Below are 17,135 nucleotides of genomic sequence, written 5' to 3'. Positions count from 1 at the left end.
CTCCTGAGGCCCGGCCTCAGCGCGAGGCTCGCGCGGGGGGCGCCACCGAATCGCGCTCCACGTACCGCAGCGCGATGCGGGCCTTGCGCTGAGGCAGCCCGTTCTCGGCGATACGGGTGAGCAGCAGGTCGACCAGGCAACGCGCGGTTTCGGCCTGGTCGATGTCGAGCACGCTCACCGCGGGTTCGTGCTCGGCCGCGAAGGGCGTGTCGCCGATGGCGACCACCGAGATGTCGCGCGGCACCTGCAGGCCCCGGGCGGAGATGGCCCGCAGTGCGCTGTTGAGCATGTGCGTGCCCTGCACGATGAGCGCGCTCGGTCGGTCGGGGCGACCGAGCAGTTCGGTGACCTCCGCGTTGACCGAGGCCGTGACGCTGCGCGCCTGCACCAGCAGGTCGGGCACCGGCAGGCCCGCAGCCTGGAACGCGGTGCGAAAGCCCTGCACGCGGCGCCGCACGGGCCGCGTGTCACCCTGCCAGAGAACGAGTGCGATGTCCCGATGCCCCAGGCCCAGCAAGCGCTCGACCACGCGCCGCACACCGCCCGCGTGATCGATGAGCACGGCGTCGTGTGCGCCGCTGACTTCCCGGTCGAACACGACGGCCGGCATGGGCAGCATCCGCAACGCCTCCACCAGTTGCGCGTTGCGCTCGTTGCCGGGCGCGAGGATCACGCCGTCCATGCCGCGCTGCGTGAACGTTCCCAGTGCCTTCACTTCGCGCTCGGCGTCGTTGGCGCCGTTGGCCAGCAGCAGCAGGTAGTCGTGCCGAAGGAATTCGTCCTCCAGGGCGCGAAACACCTGTGCGTACAGCGGGTTCGAGATGTCGGGCAACAGGCAGCCGACGGTTCGGCTGAGCCGCGAACGCAGCACCCGCGCCGCATGGTTGGGACGGTAGCCCAGTGCCGCCGCGGCCTGGCTCACCTTTTCCTGCGTGGCCGCCGACGCACCCGCGCCGTTCATCGCCCGAGACGCACTGCCCAGCGACACCCCCGCCAGCCGAGCCACGTCGCGCAGATCGATCTTCTGTTTTCCTGCATTCATTCGGAGGGACTTTCCCTTTGGGGCAAGAGCATGGGGTGCATCTTAGGTGACAGCCTGCAAGGGTTTCCACCATTTCGGAAACGTTTCCAAAAACCAACCATGGGCGCACCCAACGCGCAAAAGGAAACATGCATGACCTCGCCAGCCATCCAGCCCGGGCTCCAGCTCTTCGCTGAAGCACTCGGTGACCTCCGCCCCTCGGCCGGGCGCCTCGAGCAACGCCGGATCCTCGTGGTGGGCGCGGGCCAACGCGACATCGACGACCCCGATCCGCCCGTGGGCAACGGACGCGCGATTTCCCTGCTGTTCGCCCACGAGGGCGCAACGCTGACCTGTGTGGACATCAATCCCGAGTCGCTGCAGCGCACCTGCGATCTGGTGCGCGCATCGGGCGCGACCGCCCATGCCGAGGTGGCCGACGTCGCGCAGCCGGATGCCGCCGCGTCGACCGTGGAGCGCGCGGTGCACAAGATGGGCGGGCTGGACGGCCTGGTGATGGTGGTGGGCGTGGCGAGCGGACTCTCCCTGGACAACCAGAGCGCCGAAGCCTGGGACCGCGAGCACGCGACCAACGTGCGCTCCTGCATGCTGTTCGGGCAGCAGGCATTGCGGCACATGGCGCCCGGAGGCTCCATCGTGCTGCTGTCGTCGATCGCCGCGTTGCGCAATTCGAGCTTCAACCCGGCCTACGAAACGACCAAGGCCGCCCAGGTGTCGCTGGCGCGCTCGATCGCGATGGCGGGGCAGGCCAAAGGCGTGCGCTGCAACAGCATCCTGCCCGGCCTGATGGACACGCCCATCGGTCGTGCGGCGACGCGCCGCAGGTCCGACCGCCTCGCGATGCCGTTGCCTTTCGGGCGCCAGGGCACAGGCTGGGAAGTGGCCTATGCGGCGTTGTTCCTGATGTCGCACGAGGCCTCCTACGTGAACGGCCATGCGCTCGTCGTGGACGGCGGCCTGACCGGCGGCATCGCCGCGCCGCGCGCCTGATGGCAGCCATGCAGACGCTCCAACGACGTCGCGTCCTCCAGGCGGCCGCCTGCGCCGTCGCGGCGCCGCACCTTGGCTTCGCCGTCGCGGGCCAGGCCGATGCCTATCCCGGCCGGCCCGTGCGCCTGGTCGTGGGCTTCCCGGCGGGCGGCTCGGCCGACCAGTCCTCGCGTCGACTGGCCGAGCAGCTGGCACGCCAGCTGGGCCAGCCGGTGGTCGTTGACAACAAGCCCGGCGCCTCCGGGAACATCGCGGCCGCGGTCGCGGCGCGCAGTGCGCCCGACGGCTACACGCTCTTCTACGGCACCAACGCGACCCACGCGATGAACGTCAGCCTGTATCCGAAACTGGACTACGACCCGGTGAAGGATTTCGCGCCCATCGCGCTCGAAGGCAAGGTCTACAACGTGCTCTGCGTCAACCCGGCCTTCGAAGCGCGGGACCTGAAGAGCTTTCTCGCGCTGGCCCGCTCGGCCCCCGACCGGGTCGCCGTGGCCACGCCCGGAAACGCCACAAGCGGCCATCTGTCGCTGGTGCTGCTCAATCGCGCGGCCAAGGTGCAGCTCGCGCACATTCCGTACAAGGGCAGCGCGCCGGCCATCACCGATGTGATGGGCGGGCAGTTGCCGGCGATCTTCGACAACGTGGCGGGCAACCTCGCGTACATCCGCAGCCAGAAGATTCGCCCGCTGGCCGTGACGTCGCGCAGCCGGCTGCCGCTGCTTGCGCAGGTGCCGACCTTCGAGGAACTGGGCCTGCCCGATTGCGAACTCGCGGCCTGGGGCGGCCTGTGGGCGCCCAGCGGCACGCCGGCGCCGATCATCGAAAGGCTCAACCACGAAGTGAACAGGGCGCTGCAGACCGCGGCGGTGGCCGATCGCATGCGCGAACTGACGATCCAGCCCCAGGGCGGCACGCCCCAGGCCCTGGCCGAGTTCGCACGCAATGAAACCGCCAGGTGGCGCGAGGTGATTCGCACCGCCGGCATCCGACTGGATTGAAAAACCCATGGCTCGCATTCCCTACTTCGACCTGGCCGAGGCACCGCCGGAGCTCCACGCGCTGCTGGACGGGCGCCCTCCGCTCAACATCTACCGCATGGTCGCCCACGGCGGCGCCACTGCGCAGGGCTTCCTCGGCCTGGGCTCCAGCATCCTGCGGCACTCCTCGCTGCCCGCGAGGCTGCGCGAGCTGGTGATCCTGCGGGTTGGCGCGCTGTGCGGCTCCACCTACGAAGTGACCCAGCATCGGCGCGTGGCCGCGCAGGCGGGCGTGCCCGCAGCGCAGGTCGAAGCGGTGCTCGGCCACCCGCAAGGCAGCGCCGACAAAGAACCATTCGACAGTCTCGAGCACCGCGTGCTCGACTTCACCGACGCCGTGGTGCGCCAGGTCAAGGCGCCGCCCGAGATGTTCGACGCGCTGGCCGCCCTTCTGCCGCCGCAGCAGCTGATGGAGGTCGTGATGACGATCGGCTACTACATGCTGGTGTGCCGGGTGCTGGAGAACTTCGAGGTCGAGCTGGAAGACGGCAACGTGCTCGACAGCCACGGCCGGTGGTCCGAAATACTGGGCAAGAACTGATTCGCCGGAGACACACGGATGACCATCAATCGCCGCCAATTTTCCGCCGCCGCCGGCCTGCTTTCCCTGTCGCCGATGCTGCGCGCGCAGGAGGCCTATCCGGCCAGGCCCATCACCCTTGTGGTGCCCTTCTCGGCGGGCAGCGTCGTCGACCAGCAGACACGGGTGATCGCGCGCGTGTTGAGCACCCGGCTCGGCCAGCCTTTCGTGATCGACAACAAGGTCGGCGTGAGCGGCTCGATCGGTGCCGAGTTCGTGTCCCGCGCCGCGCCCGATGGCTACACGCTGCTGGTGGGTACGCAGGGCACCCAGGGCACCAACAGCGCGCTCTACAAGACCATCCGCTACGACCCCGTGAAGGACTTCGTGGCCATTCATGGCCTGTCCGGCAATGCCAACGTGCTGGTGGTGAGCCCGCATCTGGGCATCGGCACGGTGGCCGAACTGGTGGCGTACGCCAGGAAGAACCCGGGCAAGCTCAACTTCGGATCCGGCGGCAACGGCACGTCCGGGCACCTGTGTCTCGAACTCCTGCAGAACCGCACCGGCACGCGGTTCACCCACGTTCCGTACAAGGCGAGTTCGGCCGCGCTGGTGGATCTGATCTCGGGCAACGTCGACGCGATGTTCGACTTCGTCCAGACCTCCGCGCCCCATATCCGCAACGGCAAGATCCGGGCGCTGGCCGTGACGCGCGGCCAGCGCATGCCGATGCTGCCTGACGTCCCGACCATGGCCGAAGCGGGCTACCCCGGCATCGAAGCCCTCAGCTGGGGCGGTCTCTTCGCGCCGGCGAAGACGCCGGAGGCCATCGTCAAGCGCCTGTCCGCCGAGGTGACCGAGACGCTCCGGTCGCCCGAAATCAAGAGCTCGCTGGATGCGGTGGGCAGCTTCATCATCGACATGCCCCACCCGGAGTTCCAGGCGTACGTGGCACGCGAGGCCGCCAAGTGGACCGAAGTGCTGCGCACCGCCGGGGTGTCGCTCGAATGACCGGCCATCGCGTTGCCGCGATCACGGGCGCGGGCAGTGGCATCGGACGGGAACTGGCGCTGGCCTGTGCGCGCGAAGGCATGGCCCTCGCGCTGGCCGACATCGATATCGAGGGCCTCGCGGCCACCGAAGCGCTCGCGCGCACGCTGGGCGTGCCGACGCTCGCGCAGAAGTGCGACGTCGCGCGCGCCGGCGACGTCGAGGCTTTCGCCGCTTCCTGCGAGAAGGTCTTTGGTGGGGTCGACTGGCTGTTCAACAACGCGGGGGTCGCGGTGCTCGGGCCCGCCTGGACGGCCACCGACGCCGACTGGGAGTGGGTGCTGGGCGTGAACCTGCGCGGCGTCGCCAACGGCGTGCGCAGCTTCGTTCCTCGCATGCGGGCCCGCGGTGTTGCGGCCCATGTGATCAACACCGCATCGGCCGCCGGCCTGGCCACGCTCGCGGGCTCCGCCGTGTATTGCGCCAGCAAGCACGCTGTCGTCGCCTTTTCCGAATGCCTGGCGCGCGACCTCGAGCAGGCGGGCGATCCGATCGGCGTTTCCGTGCTGTGTCCTTCGCTGGTACCCACGCAGATTCATCAGGCGCAGCGCAGCCGGCCGGCTCATCTTTCAGACACCGTCGAACCCGCCGCTGCATACAGCGACCGGGTGCGCCTCGGAATGGCCGCTTCGCCCATCGACGCGGCCGACGTTGCCGCGGCCACGCTTGCGGCGGTTCACGCGGGACGCTTCTATGTGATCCCGCACGTTCAAACCGGCGGCTCGATCCGCCGGCGCATGGACGCGATGCTCGGTGACTTCGATGCGCAACACACCGGTGTTCCATGACGCGCGCGCGCTCTGCCCGTCCACACGCCGCCTTCCCTGCCGGCACCTTTCCCGGAGCAACTTGAATGAATCCTGAGATCCAACTTTTCGCGCAACTCGAGGACCGGCTGGCGAGACTGCAAGCGCGGGTCGACGAAATGGAAAGCCGCGACGCGATACGCACGCTGCGCGCCCGCTATCACGTCTTTGTCAACGAAGACGAGGGCCAGCGTCTCCACGAGCTGTTTTCGGAGGACGCAAGCGTGATCTACAACGGTCGCCCGGAGGTGTTCGGGCGCGAGGCGATCCGCGCCTTCTTTGCGAACTTCCCGGTGCAGTACGCGCGGCAGTTCATCCACCAGCACGAGGTCGAGGTGCGTGGAGACACCGCGATCGGCCACTGCTACCTGGACGGACGCCCCGTGCACGGGGACCGCAGCATGTACGTGGTCGGTCGTTTCGATGACGAGTACGTTCGCGTCGATGGCCGGTGGATGTTCAAGAAGGTCGTGCTCACCGTCCACTACATGGTGGAAGCGGCCGAGCACTGGGAGTCGAGCCTGCCCATGAAGAAGACGAGGCAGCCCGCATGAGCGTTCACCAACTTTTCGATCTCGGCGGACAGACCGCCCTGGTCACGGGCGCCGCCAGCGGGCTTGGCTCGGCGATTGCCGAGGCCCTTCTCGCTGCGGGCGCGCGCACGTTGATGACCGACGTGGACGAAGACGCGCTGAACGCGCGCGTCGCGCTGCTGCGCAAGCAGCATCCCCTGGCCGAAGGGGCGGTGCTGGATGTCGCCGACCCCGATGCGGTGGATGCGGTGGTGGATGACGCGGTGCGCCGCTACGGCCAGCTCGATTGCGTCTTCGCCAATGCCGGCATCAGCGCGGGCCGCGGCTTCGCGGTGGAGGCGGGCCAGCTCGAACACGTCGAGCGCCCTGCCTGGGACCGCGTCATGCGCATCAACCTGGACGGTGTCCTGGCAACGCTTCGCGCCTCGGTACGGCACATGAAGCCGCGGCGCCAGGGGCGAATCATCGTCACCTCATCCATTGCCGGCATCCGCGCGGAGCCGCTTTCGGGCTACGCCTACGTCGCATCCAAAGCGGCGGTGAACAACCTGGTTCGCCAGGCCGCGGTCGAGCTGGCGCCCTACAACGTGCTGGTCAACGCGATCGCGCCGGGCCCGTTCGCAACCGAGATCAACGGCGGACGCCTGAAGCTGCCCGAGTCCGCCGAACGCATGCGAACCTACATTCCGCTCGGGCGCGTCGCGCAACCGCACGAAATCCAGGGCCTGGCGCTGCTCCTTGCATCGCCCGCTTCGAGCTACATCACGGGTGCGGTCATTCCCATCGACGGCGGTGCTTCCGCCCGCTGAGGTCACGCAGGCCCGACCGTCCGGCCGACGGCAGGATCTGCCGTCGCGGCCCGCACAACGGCAGCCTCCCCTGCGCAGGGCCCTCATTGAAGCACCGGCACCAGCGGCTCGCAGCCTAAGCTCTGGGCTCACGGCTTTCAATGACGACATCGCGCAGGAACAATCAATGACCCAGGCCCTGGTACTGCATCGCGCCGACGGCGCGCCCGTTTCAACCGCCTTCCGCAGGGCCGCCTTCGGCAAGGACGATCCTTTTGCACGGCATCGCGAGATCGCGTGGGAAGGCCCGGGCGCGATGAGCGCGGGCCGCACCAGCTTCATCGGCGAGCTCGACATCCCAAGCTATCCCCACATCGAAACCATCGTCGTGGTCGAGGGGGAGCTGACGCTGACAGCGGACGGCGCGGCCCCGGTGGTGGTCGGCCCCCAGGCGGGCGCCGTCATCGGATGCGGTACCTCGCTGCGCGTGCAGGCCGGGTCCCGCGTGCGATTCGTGTTCTGCGCCGCCGCTTGCGAGAAGCCGACCCGGCGCGGCCTTTTTCCCCTGAGCGCCGACGCCGACTTCAAGCCCTCCGCCACGCTGCCCGCGGACGTGCTGCTGGGCCCTTCGCCGGCGTGCCGCAGCGACAACGTCTTCATCGACGACGGTGCGCAATACAGCGCCGGCACGTGGGACTCGACGCCCTACCACCGGATCGTTCGCCCGCACCGCGTGAACGAGTTCATGCATGTCCTGGCAGGCAGCGTGCGCTTCGCCGCCCCTGACGGCAGCGTGCTGTCGGTGGACACGGGCGATGCGCTGTTCGTGCCCCAGGGTGCACCCATCGGATGGGAAAGCAGCGACCGCGTGGCGAAGTTCTACGTGGTCCAGAGCGTCCAGGGCTGAGGCGCCGCGCGCGCTGCGTCATGCTGCTTCCGCCGGACCGCATCGGCGCGGACGCGATCGGTGCCTCGCTGCGCCTGGTCGCGCAGGGCCAGTTGCAGACGCATGCGCTTTGGAAGCCCGGGCCCGCCGGTGCTCGAGCCACGGCGCGGATGGTGCCGCTGGAGCAGCGCAATGCCACGCGCCTGAAATGGCCCGACGCGGTTGCTCTGCCCATGATCGACGAGCCCGCGGCCCCGTCGCCCGGGCGACGGCTGGCGCAGGTTGCCGTGCAGTTCCGCCTGAGCCCGACCGAACTGAAGCCCACGCAAGCACTGGTGCAGGGCGAGGCGCAAGACCGAGCGGCATAGTGCAGAACGGCCGATCGGCCGCAGGAGGCGTGCGTGTCGCCAACTAGCGCCACAAGAGAAGCGCTGGATCGATCTTGCGATCTTCGCGAAGCATCGTTTCGATTGCCGCTGCAGGAAGCGCCGCGCTGAACCAGTAACCCTGCATCTGATCGCACTGATGCGCCGCCAGCAGGGCCGCCTGGCCTTCGCTTTCGACGCCCTCGGCAAGCACCTTCATCTGCAGCTGGTGTGCCATCGTGATGATGGCGCGGGTGATCGACGCATCTTCTGCCAGCGCGGTGACGTCGGGTACCAGCGAACGGTCGATCTTGACGACGTCCACCGGCAGCCGGCGCAGGTAGCTCAGGCTCGAGTAGCCGGTGCCGAAGTCGTCGAGCGAGACTTCGACGCCCAGCGCGCGCAGCGCTTGCAGGTGCTGCACCGCCTGGTCGAAGTTGCCGATCAGCATGCTCTCGGTGACCTCGACGCCGAACAGCCGGGGATCGAGGCCTGCCGAGGCGAGCAGGCCTTCGATGCGGCGTGCCAGGTCCGGATGCAGCAACTGGCGCGCCGACAGGTTGACGGCCATGCGCAGCGGCGGCAGCCCGGCCTCCTGCCAGGCCGCGGCCTGCTCGATGGCGCGGCGCAGCACCCAGTCGCCGATGGCGACGATCAGGCCGGTCTCCTCGGCGATGGGGATGAAGCGATCCGGCGCGACGCGGCCCAGCGTCGGGTGCTGCCAGCGCAGCAATGCCTCCACGCCCACGATGCCGCCATGCGCAAGGTCGACTTGCGGCTGGTAGTGCAGATCGAGCTGCTCGTCGCGCAGCGCCTTGCGCAGCGCTGTCTCCAGCGCCAGCCGGTCGGGGTCGTCGTCGTGCGGTGCACCGGCGTAGATGCTGGCCTGGTTGCGTCCCAGCATCTTGGCCTGGTGCAGTGCGGCGCTGGCGCGGCGCAACAAGGTGTCCGCGTGGTCACTGTCGGCAGGTGCCGTGGCGATGCCGATGCTGCAGGTCATATGAACTTCCTGCCCCGCGATCGGCATCGGACGGGCAATGCTGTCGAGCAGCGCCTGCGCCGTGTGCAGCACCGGCACGGATGGCGCCGGCATCACGATCACGAACTCGTCCCCGCCGCGGCGCGCCACCAGATCGCCGCTGCGCACGGTGGCGCTGAGGCGCTGCGCCACTTCGCGCAGCACAGCGTCGCCGATGTCTGCGCCGAGACCGTCGTTGATACGCTTGAAACGGTCGAGCTCCAGCACCAGCACCACGGTCTGGAGGCTGGTCTGCACCGTCGCGTTCAAGCGCTCCAGGAGCAGCTGGCGATTCGGCAGCCCGGTCAGTTCGTCGAACTGCAGCAGTTGCAGGATGCGCCGCTCGGTGGCACGGCGTTCGCGCAGGTCGTCGATGCAGACATGGGCGAAGGACGCCTGGCCGCTGGTCACCAGGCTGACGGAGACGTCGACCGGAATCTCATGCCCCGCCTGGTGGCGCACGGTGGTCTCGAAACGCAGCGAACCCCGGTCGCACAAGTCGCGCCAGCGCCGCGGCCACTGCGCCACATCGATCTGGGTTTCGATGTCGGGCACACGCAGCCGCAGCAGTTGCTCGCGGTCCAGGCCCAGCAGCCGGCAGGCCGCTGCGTTGGCATCGCGATAGGCACCATCGGGCCCGACCTGCAACAGCGCGTCGTTGGCCTGTTCGACGGCTTGTCGCGTGAGCTGCAACTGGTGCTGCGCCTGCTCACGTTCGCTCACGTCGCGCGCAGACGGGATCAACCACACCACGCGGCCAGCCTGGTCGTAAAGCGGCAGCAGCGAGAAGTCCATCGACAAGGTGGCGCCGCCGCTCGTGGCCACTCGCACGTCGAAGCGCGAGGCCTCGCCGCGCACCGCGCCGGCCAGCGCTTGCTGGAGCCGCTGTCGCGAGACCTCGCAGGCTTGCCACCAGGGGGTGGCGTCGAAACGCTGGCCGAGCACCTGCTCCGGCGCGCTGCCGATGGCCTGCAATGCCGCCTGGTTGGCATAGCGCAGCACGCCGTCGGGGTCGAGCAGCCCGGCGAAGATGGAGGGGCCCAGACGGTCCAGCACCTCCTGCAGGGTCATCTGCGGGCCCGCCGATGTGGGACTGGCCGCCATGCGCGTGAGCGCTGCACCGCGGCGCGGATCACCCCGCAGGGCGTGTTTCTTGGGCATGGCACCAGTTTGTCCCGCAGCCACTGCTGGCGGCGTGTGCAGCTGCGGGCCCGAACGACCGGATCAGATCGACGGTCGAGAAGCCGTCGCGTCGCGCGGTGCGTCGTCGACCAGCCTTGCCAGCGTGCGCATGGCGCGTTCCAGCGTTTCATTCCAGGGCTGGCCGCAGGTCAACCGGATGTGGTGCCGGAACTCCGCCCGCGCAGAGAACATCGGCCCCGGGGCCAGGCTGATGTGCTGCGCCAGCGCGGCGCCGTGCAAGGCGATCGCGTCGACGCCGCTGGGCAGCTCGACCCACACGAAATAGCCGCCCGCCGGCCGCACGACCCGCGTTCCGTCCGGAAAAAGCCGGTTCACCGCGTCGAACAGGCTGTTGCGCTGCGCCTGCAAGGACATTCGCAGGCCTCGCAAATGCCGGTCGTAACCACCTTCCTGGAGGTACGCTGCCAGCGCCGCCTGCACCGGAATCGAACCCGACAGGCTCGTCGACAACTTCAGCCGCTCGATCTCGCGTGTGAAACGGCCGGGCGCGGCCCAGCCCACTCGGTAGCCTGGAGCCAGGCACTTGGAAAACGACGAGCAGTGCAGCACCAGGCCGCGCCGGTCGAAGGCCTTGGCCGGCAGCGGGGCGACCTTGCCTTCGTAGAGCTCGGCATAGACGTCGTCTTCGATCAACGGCACATCGTGCCGGGCGAGCAGCGCGACGAGGTCGCGCTTCTTCGCTTCGGGCATCAGGCTGCCCAGGGGATTCTGAAAGGTCGTCATCAGCCAGCAGGCCTTCGGACTGTGGAGCGCCATCACCTGCGCCAGACGACCGAGATCGATGCCCTCGCGCACATGGGTCGGCACTTCGATGGCGCGCAGGCCCAGCCGCTGCAGCGCCTGCAAGGCCACGTAGAAGGTGGGGGACTCCACCACCACAGCGTCGCCAGGCCGCGCCACCGCATTGAGGCACAGGTTCAATGCGTCCATCGCTCCGTGTGTGAGCACGATCTCATCGGTGGCCACGGCAAAGCCTTGGCGCAGATAGCGTTTCGCGATCTCGCGTTTGAGCTGCTGATTGCCGGGCGGCAGGTCTTCGACCATGCGCCAGGGGTCGAGCCGCCGCATGCTGGAGACCAGGGCGCGCCGCAACCTGTCCAGCGGAAACAGCGTCGGGCTGAGGAACGCAGAACCCAGAGGCACGATGTTGCGCGCACGCGCGGAGCCGAGGCACGCGTAGATCAGGTCGTTGATCTCGACAGGCTGCGATCCGGATCGCGGTTGCGAGATTTCCGGTTCCCGCAGCGACGTGCCGTCGGCGCGAGCCGTGACGAAGTAGCCCGACCGTGGCACCGCACGCACCAAGCCGCGCGATTCGAGCAGATAGTAGGCCTGGAACACCGTGCTCGCGCTCAAGCCCCGGCTGGAACAGGCCTGGCGCACGGAAGGCAGGCGGTCGCCAGGGCGCAGCACGCCACCGGCAATCTGCTGCTCGAGCTCCAGAGCCAGAAGTTCGTACCGCGTCGAAGCAGCGTCCGGACGATGGGGCATGGTGTGGGCACCGCGCCTCGGTCGACTGCCGGCTGGGTGGGTGGGTTTCTGGCAGTCTATCGATTGCGCCCTGCGATGCAAGCAGCGTTCACGATGCCAGGCATCCAACGGCGCGGTGGCAAGCTCGCGTCTGCCGCGATCGACGCCCGGCAGCCAGCCCGTACTCAAGCCGCTGAATCAGCCGGCCCAGCTCCGCCATGTCCGTGCCGTTGAGCGCCGGACCCGGCCGACGCACATAGGCCGACCGGATCGCGCCTGCGTTCGAACGTACCGGGCCGTGACGCACCGCAAGCCGCGCGCTCGAGGAGAGTGGCGTGGGCGCTAAGCGCCAGGCGGCGCCTGCACCGGCACACCAGGCACGCCCCGCGCATGCGCCTTCAGGCAGGCGACGAAGTCCATCAGGGTCGCCGAGGCGTGCTCGCGGTTCCAGACCACGGTGATGGGGCCGAACCGGATGTTCGAATCGACCGCGACTTTCTTGAACAGCCCCAGCGAGGCCATGTAGTCCGCCATGGATTCCGAACACGCGCCCACGTAGTCGCCCTTTTGCAGCAGCGCCTGCATCATGGCCAGCGAGGCGGTTTCCGCCTTGGGCACCAGCCACGATGCCTGTTGCTCGATGAGGTAGGCATCCATCTGGATGCGCGTGAGGGTGCCGACGGGCGGCATCACCCACTTCTCGCGCAGCACGTCGGCGAAGTCCAGCACCCGGTTGCTGCCCCAGTGCCTGCTGCCCTGCCCGATGACGATGCTCACCCGGTCGTCGAACAGCACCTGGTGTGCCAGCTGCGGCTGGTGCGCCCGCGCATCCAGGACACCGATGACGGCATCCATGGCACGCGTCTCCAGGCCCTTGAGCAGGTTGTCGAACGGCCCGTCATGGATGGACACGGCCACGTCGGCGTGCCGCTGCTGGAAAGCGGCCACCGCCTCGGGCAGGCCGCCGGCGATGCCCGCCCAGACGCTGCCCACGTTCAGGCGCGGCACGCGCCCCGCCGCCACCGCATGCATCTCGCGGCCCGTGCGGGCGACGTCGCCCAGCACCGTGAGCGCCAGCCGCCTGAGCAGGTGCCCGGCCGGCGTGAGCTGCACCTTGCGCCCGCGCACCACCAGCGGCGTGCCCGCCACGCGTTCCAGCTCGGCCAGCCAGTGCGACATGGCCGACTGAGTCATGTGCAGCCGCGCCGCCGCCTCGGTCAGCGTGCCCGCTTCGTCCAGCACCAGGAACGACTCCAGGTGCCGCACCTTGATGCTTCGCGCCCAGGACGCGCCCTCCGATCGATCAATCATGAGTAAACCTTCATGCACCCATTCTGCATTTTCACTAGGAGAGCGACAGGGTCGTCATGAAAATACCTTCATCTTTCATGACAGCCCTCTGAGGAAGCCCCCGTGCCCCAACCCATCACGCACATCTCCAGGATCCTGATCGGTGCCGCGCTCGCGGCCGTCGCGGCCGCCACCGCGTACGCGCAGGCGAGCTACCCCAGCCGTCCGGTGCGCCTGGTCGTATCGCAAGCCCCGGGCGGCAGCAGCGACACCATCGCGCGCTTGTGGGCCGAACACGCCGGCAAGGCCATCGGCGCCACCATCGTGGTGGAGAACAAGCCCGGTGCGGGCGGCCTCATCGCCGCGCAGAACGCGCTGAATGCGCCCGCCGACGGCTACACCCTGCTGCTGGGCAGCGTCTCGCTGATGGTGCTCAACCAGTTCACCTACAAGCCGCTGCCCTACAACCCCGAGAAGGACTTCGTGGGCGTGTCCATGCTGACCACCGTGCCCTTCGTGCTGTCGGCCAACCCGGCCACGGGCATCAAGACGCTCAAGGATCTGACGGAAAAAGCCAAGGCGGCGCCCGGCAAGCTGAACTTCGCCTCCGCCGGCCTGGGCAACTCCACGCACCTGGCCGTCGAACTGGTGGACAACGCCCTGGGCATTTCGATGACCCACATCCCCTACAAGGGCGAGGCCGACGGCGTGCTGGCCACCATCGGCGGGCAGACGGAGGTGATGGCGCCGGTGTATGGCACGGCCTTGCCCCACATCAAGAACCACAAGCTCAATCCGCTGGCCGTGCTGGCACCGCAGCGCACCCCTGAGCTGCCCGATGTGCCCACGCTGGGCGAACTGGGCGTGAAGGGTTTCGACAACATGGGCTGGAGCGCCGTGGTGGCGCGCGCCGGCACGCCGGCCGACATCGTGGAAAAGCTCAACAAGGCCACGCAAGCCTTCCACAAGAGCCCCGACGTGCAGGCCAAGCTCAAGAGCATGGGCGTGATCCCCCTGTCGGGCCCTTCGGCGCTGGTGATGGAGACGACGGTGCGTGACGCCAAGGCATGGGGCCCCACGCTCGAAGCGCTGAACCTCAGCGCCAAATGACCCGGCAAGCAACGCCCATGAAAAAAGAAGCCATGGTGGTCTGCCCGCAGCCGGAGGCCGCCGAATCGGGCATCGACATCCTGCGCGCGGGCGGAAACGCGGTCGATGCCGCCGTGGCCACCGCGCTGGCCCAGACGGTGGTCGATCCGCTGATGTGCGGCATCGCGGGTTTCGGTACCGCCGCCGTCTACCTGCCCGGCGCCCAGGTGCATGAATATTTCGACTTCCACTCGCCCGCGCCGCTGGCCGCCAGGGAGGACATGTGGGAGCACCTGCTGGAGGGCGAGACGCGGGACGGCTTCGGCTTCATCCTCCAGGGCCGTGTCAACGACATCGGCCCCCAGTCCATCGGCACGCCGGCCACGCTCAAGGGCCTGGAGGCGATGCACCAGGCGCACGGCCGCCTGCCGTGGCGCCAGGTGGTGGAGCCGGCGATCCGCTGGGCGGCGGACGGCTACTTCGTGCGCCCCGGCATGCACGCCTTCTGGATCGACGAGCCGGCCATGGGCCGCGTCGGCAACCTCGAACGCCTGCAATACAGCGACGAGGGCCGCCAGCTCTACTGCCGCCCCGACGGGCGCCCCAAGCCCATCGGCGCGCCGCTGCGCAACGACGGCATGGCCGCCGTGCTGCGCCAGATTGCCGAAGAAGGCGCGCGGCCGTTCTACGAAGGCGACCTGGCGCAGCGGATGGTGGCGCACCTGCAGTCGCTGGGCGCGCTGCTCACGCTCGACGACCTGGCCCGGTACCAAGTGCAGCGCAACCCGCCGCTGGTGGGCCGCTACCGCGACCGCACCGTCACCACCAACCAGCCGCCGGGCGGCGGCGCCATGCTGCTGGAGATGCTCAACATCCTCGAGCACTTCGACCTGGCGGGCATGGAGCACAACAGCCCCGGCTACCTGCAGCGGGTGTGCGAGGCCATGAAGAAGGCGACCACCGACAAGGACCGCTGCATCGGGGATCCGAAGTTCTTCGACGTGCCGCTGGAACAGCTGCTGTCCAAGGACATGGCGCGCGAAGCGGCCGAGCAGATCCGCACGGGCCACCGCTTCAACGTGGAGCGCGTGAACCCCGGCGCGCCCGTGCCCCGCGACACCACTCACCTGAGCGTGGTGGACGCCGACGGCAATGCGGTCTCGCTGACCCACTCGCTGGCCATGCCCTCGGGCATCATCACCCCGGGCATGGGCTTCCTGTACAACGGCTGCATGGGCGTGTTCGACCCGCGCCCGGGCCGCGCCGGCAGCATCCGGCCGGGCAAGAGCCGCTTCACATCGTCGTGCCCCACCATGACCTTCAAGGACGGCGCGCTCGACGTGGTGCTCGGCGCCCCCGGCGGCACGCAGATCGCCATGGGCGTGCTGCAGGTGCTGCTCAACGTGATCGACCACGGGATGGAGATGCAGGCCGCCGTGTCGGCGCCGCGCTTCTCGTCCACCAGCAATGCCATCGACGTGTGCAACCGCATTCCGCGTTCCACCACGCGCGCGCTCGAAGCACAGGGCTACGCCATCGGCCGCAACCCGTACAACTACACGATCGGCTGGGTGCACGGCGTGCAGGTGCAGGCCGACGGCCTGCATGGCGGCGCGGACCCCGGCCGCGACGGCGTGGCGTACCGGCTGCGCTGACGCCCGTTCAGGCCCGGCTGTCCGCGGCCTCCAGCCGCGCCATCGCCTCGTGAACGGCGCCCAGGCGCACATCCTGGCTGCGCGAGGCGTCGACGATCGCCTCCATGATCCGGGAAGCCTGCTGAGCCGATTGCTGGATCTCCCGTATCACGCGGCCCGACGCCTGCACCTTCTCGTTGCCGGCCTGCACGCGGGCCGTCGAGGCGGAGACCAGCCCGCCGATCTCTCGCGCGGCGGCGGCGCTGCGGTGCGCGAGGCTGCGCACCTCGCCCGCGACCACGGCAAACCCGCGGCCCTGTTCGCCCGCGCGCGCGGCCTCCACCGCCGCGTTGAGCGCGAGCATGTTGGTCTGGAAGGCGATGCCGTCGATCAGGCCCACGATGTCGGCGATGCGCTTGGAGTCGGCCTGGATCTGCTGCATGGCCGCCATGGCGTCCGCCGAGGCATCCGCGCCATCGAGCGCGACGCTGGCCACCTGGCGGGTGTGCGAATGGGCGTCGCCCGCCTGGCTGGCGCTGTGCCTGACCAGCTGCTTCAGTTCCTCGAACGCGCCTTGCACCATGCGCGTCGCTTCGAAGCGGGCGGTGATGTCGGTGGCGTACTTGACCACCTTGAACGGCTGGCCGGCCTGGTCGAGCACCGGGTTGTAGTTGGCCTCGATCCACACCGTGTTGCCCTCGCGGCCGACACGCTCGAACTGCCCCTGGTGGAACTGCCCGCGCGCCAGGTGCTGCCAGAAGGCCTTGTACGCGGCGCCCTGGCGTTCTTCGGGGCGCACGAACATGCTGTGGTGCCGGCCGACGACATCGCTTTCGTGGCGGTAGCCCATCGCATCCAGGAAGTTGCGGTTGGCACGCAGGATGCGGCCCTGGAGGTCGAACTCGATCACGGCCTGCGCGCGCCCGACCGCGGCCAGCTGGCTTTGCGATTCCGCGTCGCGCAGCACCTGCCCGGAGATGTCCATGGCGTACTTGACGACCCGCACCACCTTGCCTGCGCCATCGAGCACGGGGCTGTAGTTGGCCTGCAACCAGACCTCGCCGCCGTTGCCGGCGATGCGCCTGCAGCGCCCGACGAAGGGCTCGCCGCGTTGCAGCCGGTTCCAGAACTGTGCGTAGTCGCCGGAATGCCGCTCGGCCGGGTCGACGAACATGCTGTGGTGCCGGCCCTTGATTGCATCGAGCGAATAGCCCATCAGCGCCAGGAAGGGCTCATTGGCGAACACCACGTCACCCTGCGGCGTGAACTCGATCACGGCCTGGTTGCGATAGAGCGACTGGAGTTGGCGCCGTGCGGAAACACGCCGGCCCGAAAGGAACGAAACCAGGGAGCGGAAGGAGGTCATGGTCGATCTGAGTACGATTTGATTAATCTACTCATCGACGGT

Annotated in this window: 16 protein-coding genes; 11 read left to right on the top strand and 5 right to left on the bottom strand. The window is 68.8% G+C overall.

What is annotated here, in order from left to right:
• Window positions 1-16 precede the first annotated feature (16 nt).
• Window positions 17-1,042, bottom strand: a complete 1,026-nt coding sequence (locus AC1RVW_RS01425) for a substrate-binding domain-containing protein (protein ID WP_285412550.1) — start codon at window positions 1,040-1,042, stop codon at window positions 17-19.
• A 132-nt stretch (window positions 1,043-1,174) separates the two neighbouring features.
• On the opposite strand from AC1RVW_RS01425, the gene AC1RVW_RS01420 reads away from it, so the two are divergent.
• From AC1RVW_RS01420 to AC1RVW_RS01380, 9 genes are all read left to right on the top strand, one after another.
• Window positions 1,175-2,032: an SDR family NAD(P)-dependent oxidoreductase gene (locus AC1RVW_RS01420; RefSeq protein ID WP_081271078.1), complete on the top strand. Its 858-nt coding sequence runs from the start codon at window positions 1,175-1,177 to the stop codon at window positions 2,030-2,032.
• An 8-nt stretch (window positions 2,033-2,040) separates the two neighbouring features.
• Window positions 2,041-3,033: a Bug family tripartite tricarboxylate transporter substrate binding protein gene (locus AC1RVW_RS01415; RefSeq protein WP_493197598.1), complete on the top strand. Its 993-nt coding sequence runs from the start codon at window positions 2,041-2,043 to the stop codon at window positions 3,031-3,033.
• 7 nt (window positions 3,034-3,040) lie between these two features.
• A complete protein-coding gene (locus tag AC1RVW_RS01410; RefSeq protein ID WP_285412551.1) occupies window positions 3,041-3,613 on the top strand; it encodes a carboxymuconolactone decarboxylase family protein in 573 nt (190 codons plus the stop codon).
• An 18-nt stretch (window positions 3,614-3,631) separates the two neighbouring features.
• Window positions 3,632-4,606 (top strand): Bug family tripartite tricarboxylate transporter substrate binding protein, encoded by a 975-nt coding sequence (locus tag AC1RVW_RS01405; protein WP_081270994.1) that lies wholly within the window; start codon window positions 3,632-3,634, stop codon window positions 4,604-4,606.
• On the top strand, window positions 4,603-5,433 hold the full coding sequence (locus AC1RVW_RS01400; RefSeq protein WP_493197595.1) for an SDR family NAD(P)-dependent oxidoreductase: 831 nt from the start codon (window positions 4,603-4,605) through the stop codon (window positions 5,431-5,433). The genes AC1RVW_RS01405 and AC1RVW_RS01400 overlap by 4 nt, the downstream gene beginning before the upstream one ends.
• A 65-nt stretch (window positions 5,434-5,498) precedes the next feature.
• A complete protein-coding gene (locus AC1RVW_RS01395; protein WP_285412554.1) occupies window positions 5,499-6,005 on the top strand; it encodes a nuclear transport factor 2 family protein in 507 nt (168 codons plus the stop codon).
• Window positions 6,002-6,793: an SDR family NAD(P)-dependent oxidoreductase gene (locus AC1RVW_RS01390; RefSeq protein ID WP_493197593.1), complete on the top strand. Its 792-nt coding sequence runs from the start codon at window positions 6,002-6,004 to the stop codon at window positions 6,791-6,793. The genes AC1RVW_RS01395 and AC1RVW_RS01390 overlap by 4 nt, the downstream gene beginning before the upstream one ends.
• Window positions 6,794-6,959: 166 nt before the next feature.
• The gene (locus AC1RVW_RS01385) at window positions 6,960-7,679 is read left to right on the top strand and encodes a cupin domain-containing protein (RefSeq protein WP_493197592.1); all 720 of its coding nucleotides are present in this window, start codon (window positions 6,960-6,962) and stop codon (window positions 7,677-7,679) included.
• Window positions 7,680-7,699: 20 nt separating this feature from the next.
• Window positions 7,700-8,026, top strand: a complete 327-nt coding sequence (locus AC1RVW_RS01380) for a hypothetical protein (protein WP_081270999.1) — start codon at window positions 7,700-7,702, stop codon at window positions 8,024-8,026.
• Between the two features lie 43 nt (window positions 8,027-8,069).
• Here AC1RVW_RS01380 and AC1RVW_RS01375 read toward each other — a convergent pair whose 3' ends face one another.
• The 3 genes from AC1RVW_RS01375 to AC1RVW_RS01365 all read right to left on the bottom strand — a co-directional run bounded on the left by AC1RVW_RS01375 (window position 8,070) and on the right by AC1RVW_RS01365 (window position 13,025).
• A complete protein-coding gene (locus AC1RVW_RS01375) occupies window positions 8,070-10,202 on the bottom strand; it encodes a putative bifunctional diguanylate cyclase/phosphodiesterase (protein ID WP_285412559.1) in 2,133 nt (710 codons plus the stop codon).
• Window positions 10,203-10,265: 63 nt separating this feature from the next.
• Entirely contained in the window at window positions 10,266-11,735 is a 1,470-nt protein-coding gene (locus AC1RVW_RS01370) for an aminotransferase-like domain-containing protein (protein WP_081271001.1), read from the bottom strand.
• Between the two features lie 321 nt (window positions 11,736-12,056).
• Window positions 12,057-13,025, bottom strand: a complete 969-nt coding sequence (locus tag AC1RVW_RS01365) for a LysR family transcriptional regulator (RefSeq protein WP_081271002.1) — start codon at window positions 13,023-13,025, stop codon at window positions 12,057-12,059.
• A 102-nt stretch (window positions 13,026-13,127) separates the two neighbouring features.
• Between AC1RVW_RS01365 and AC1RVW_RS01360 the strand changes: the two genes are divergently transcribed.
• Complete coding sequence (locus AC1RVW_RS01360; RefSeq protein WP_106937901.1) at window positions 13,128-14,114, top strand: Bug family tripartite tricarboxylate transporter substrate binding protein; 987 nt, start codon at window positions 13,128-13,130, stop codon at window positions 14,112-14,114.
• Between the two features lie 17 nt (window positions 14,115-14,131).
• Entirely contained in the window at window positions 14,132-15,748 is a 1,617-nt protein-coding gene (ggt, locus tag AC1RVW_RS01355) for a gamma-glutamyltransferase (protein WP_493197588.1), read from the top strand.
• 7 nt (window positions 15,749-15,755) lie between these two features.
• Here the strand turns inward: ggt and AC1RVW_RS01350 are convergent, their stop codons facing one another.
• Window positions 15,756-17,093, bottom strand: coding sequence for a methyl-accepting chemotaxis protein (locus AC1RVW_RS01350; protein ID WP_081271005.1), 1,338 nt, complete (start codon window positions 17,091-17,093; stop codon window positions 15,756-15,758).
• Window positions 17,094-17,135 lie beyond the last annotated feature (42 nt).

It is taken from the genome of Variovorax sp. MPBD4-3 (assembly GCF_058809745.1).
This window is presented reverse-complemented; position numbering and strand designations above follow the sequence as displayed.

What these genes read in the sequence shown, in the direction of transcription:
- AC1RVW_RS01425 (WP_285412550.1), bottom strand. Translation starts at nt 1,042, where the DNA reads ATGAATGCAGGAAAACAGAAGATCGATCTGCGCGACGTGGCTCGGCTG.
- AC1RVW_RS01420 (WP_081271078.1), top strand. Translation starts at nt 1,175, where the DNA reads ATGACCTCGCCAGCCATCCAGCCCGGGCTCCAGCTCTTCGCTGAAGCA.
- AC1RVW_RS01415 (WP_493197598.1), top strand. Translation starts at nt 2,041, where the DNA reads ATGCAGACGCTCCAACGACGTCGCGTCCTCCAGGCGGCCGCCTGCGCC.
- AC1RVW_RS01410 (WP_285412551.1), top strand. Translation starts at nt 3,041, where the DNA reads ATGGCTCGCATTCCCTACTTCGACCTGGCCGAGGCACCGCCGGAGCTC.
- AC1RVW_RS01405 (WP_081270994.1), top strand. Translation starts at nt 3,632, where the DNA reads ATGACCATCAATCGCCGCCAATTTTCCGCCGCCGCCGGCCTGCTTTCC.
- AC1RVW_RS01400 (WP_493197595.1), top strand. Translation starts at nt 4,603, where the DNA reads ATGACCGGCCATCGCGTTGCCGCGATCACGGGCGCGGGCAGTGGCATC.
- AC1RVW_RS01395 (WP_285412554.1), top strand. Translation starts at nt 5,499, where the DNA reads ATGAATCCTGAGATCCAACTTTTCGCGCAACTCGAGGACCGGCTGGCG.
- AC1RVW_RS01390 (WP_493197593.1), top strand. Translation starts at nt 6,002, where the DNA reads ATGAGCGTTCACCAACTTTTCGATCTCGGCGGACAGACCGCCCTGGTC.
- AC1RVW_RS01385 (WP_493197592.1), top strand. Translation starts at nt 6,960, where the DNA reads ATGACCCAGGCCCTGGTACTGCATCGCGCCGACGGCGCGCCCGTTTCA.
- AC1RVW_RS01380 (WP_081270999.1), top strand. Translation starts at nt 7,700, where the DNA reads ATGCTGCTTCCGCCGGACCGCATCGGCGCGGACGCGATCGGTGCCTCG.
- AC1RVW_RS01375 (WP_285412559.1), bottom strand. Translation starts at nt 10,202, where the DNA reads ATGCCCAAGAAACACGCCCTGCGGGGTGATCCGCGCCGCGGTGCAGCG.
- AC1RVW_RS01370 (WP_081271001.1), bottom strand. Translation starts at nt 11,735, where the DNA reads ATGCCCCATCGTCCGGACGCTGCTTCGACGCGGTACGAACTTCTGGCT.
- AC1RVW_RS01365 (WP_081271002.1), bottom strand. Translation starts at nt 13,025, where the DNA reads ATGATTGATCGATCGGAGGGCGCGTCCTGGGCGCGAAGCATCAAGGTG.
- ggt (WP_493197588.1), top strand. Translation starts at nt 14,132, where the DNA reads ATGAAAAAAGAAGCCATGGTGGTCTGCCCGCAGCCGGAGGCCGCCGAA.
- AC1RVW_RS01350 (WP_081271005.1), bottom strand. Translation starts at nt 17,093, where the DNA reads ATGACCTCCTTCCGCTCCCTGGTTTCGTTCCTTTCGGGCCGGCGTGTT.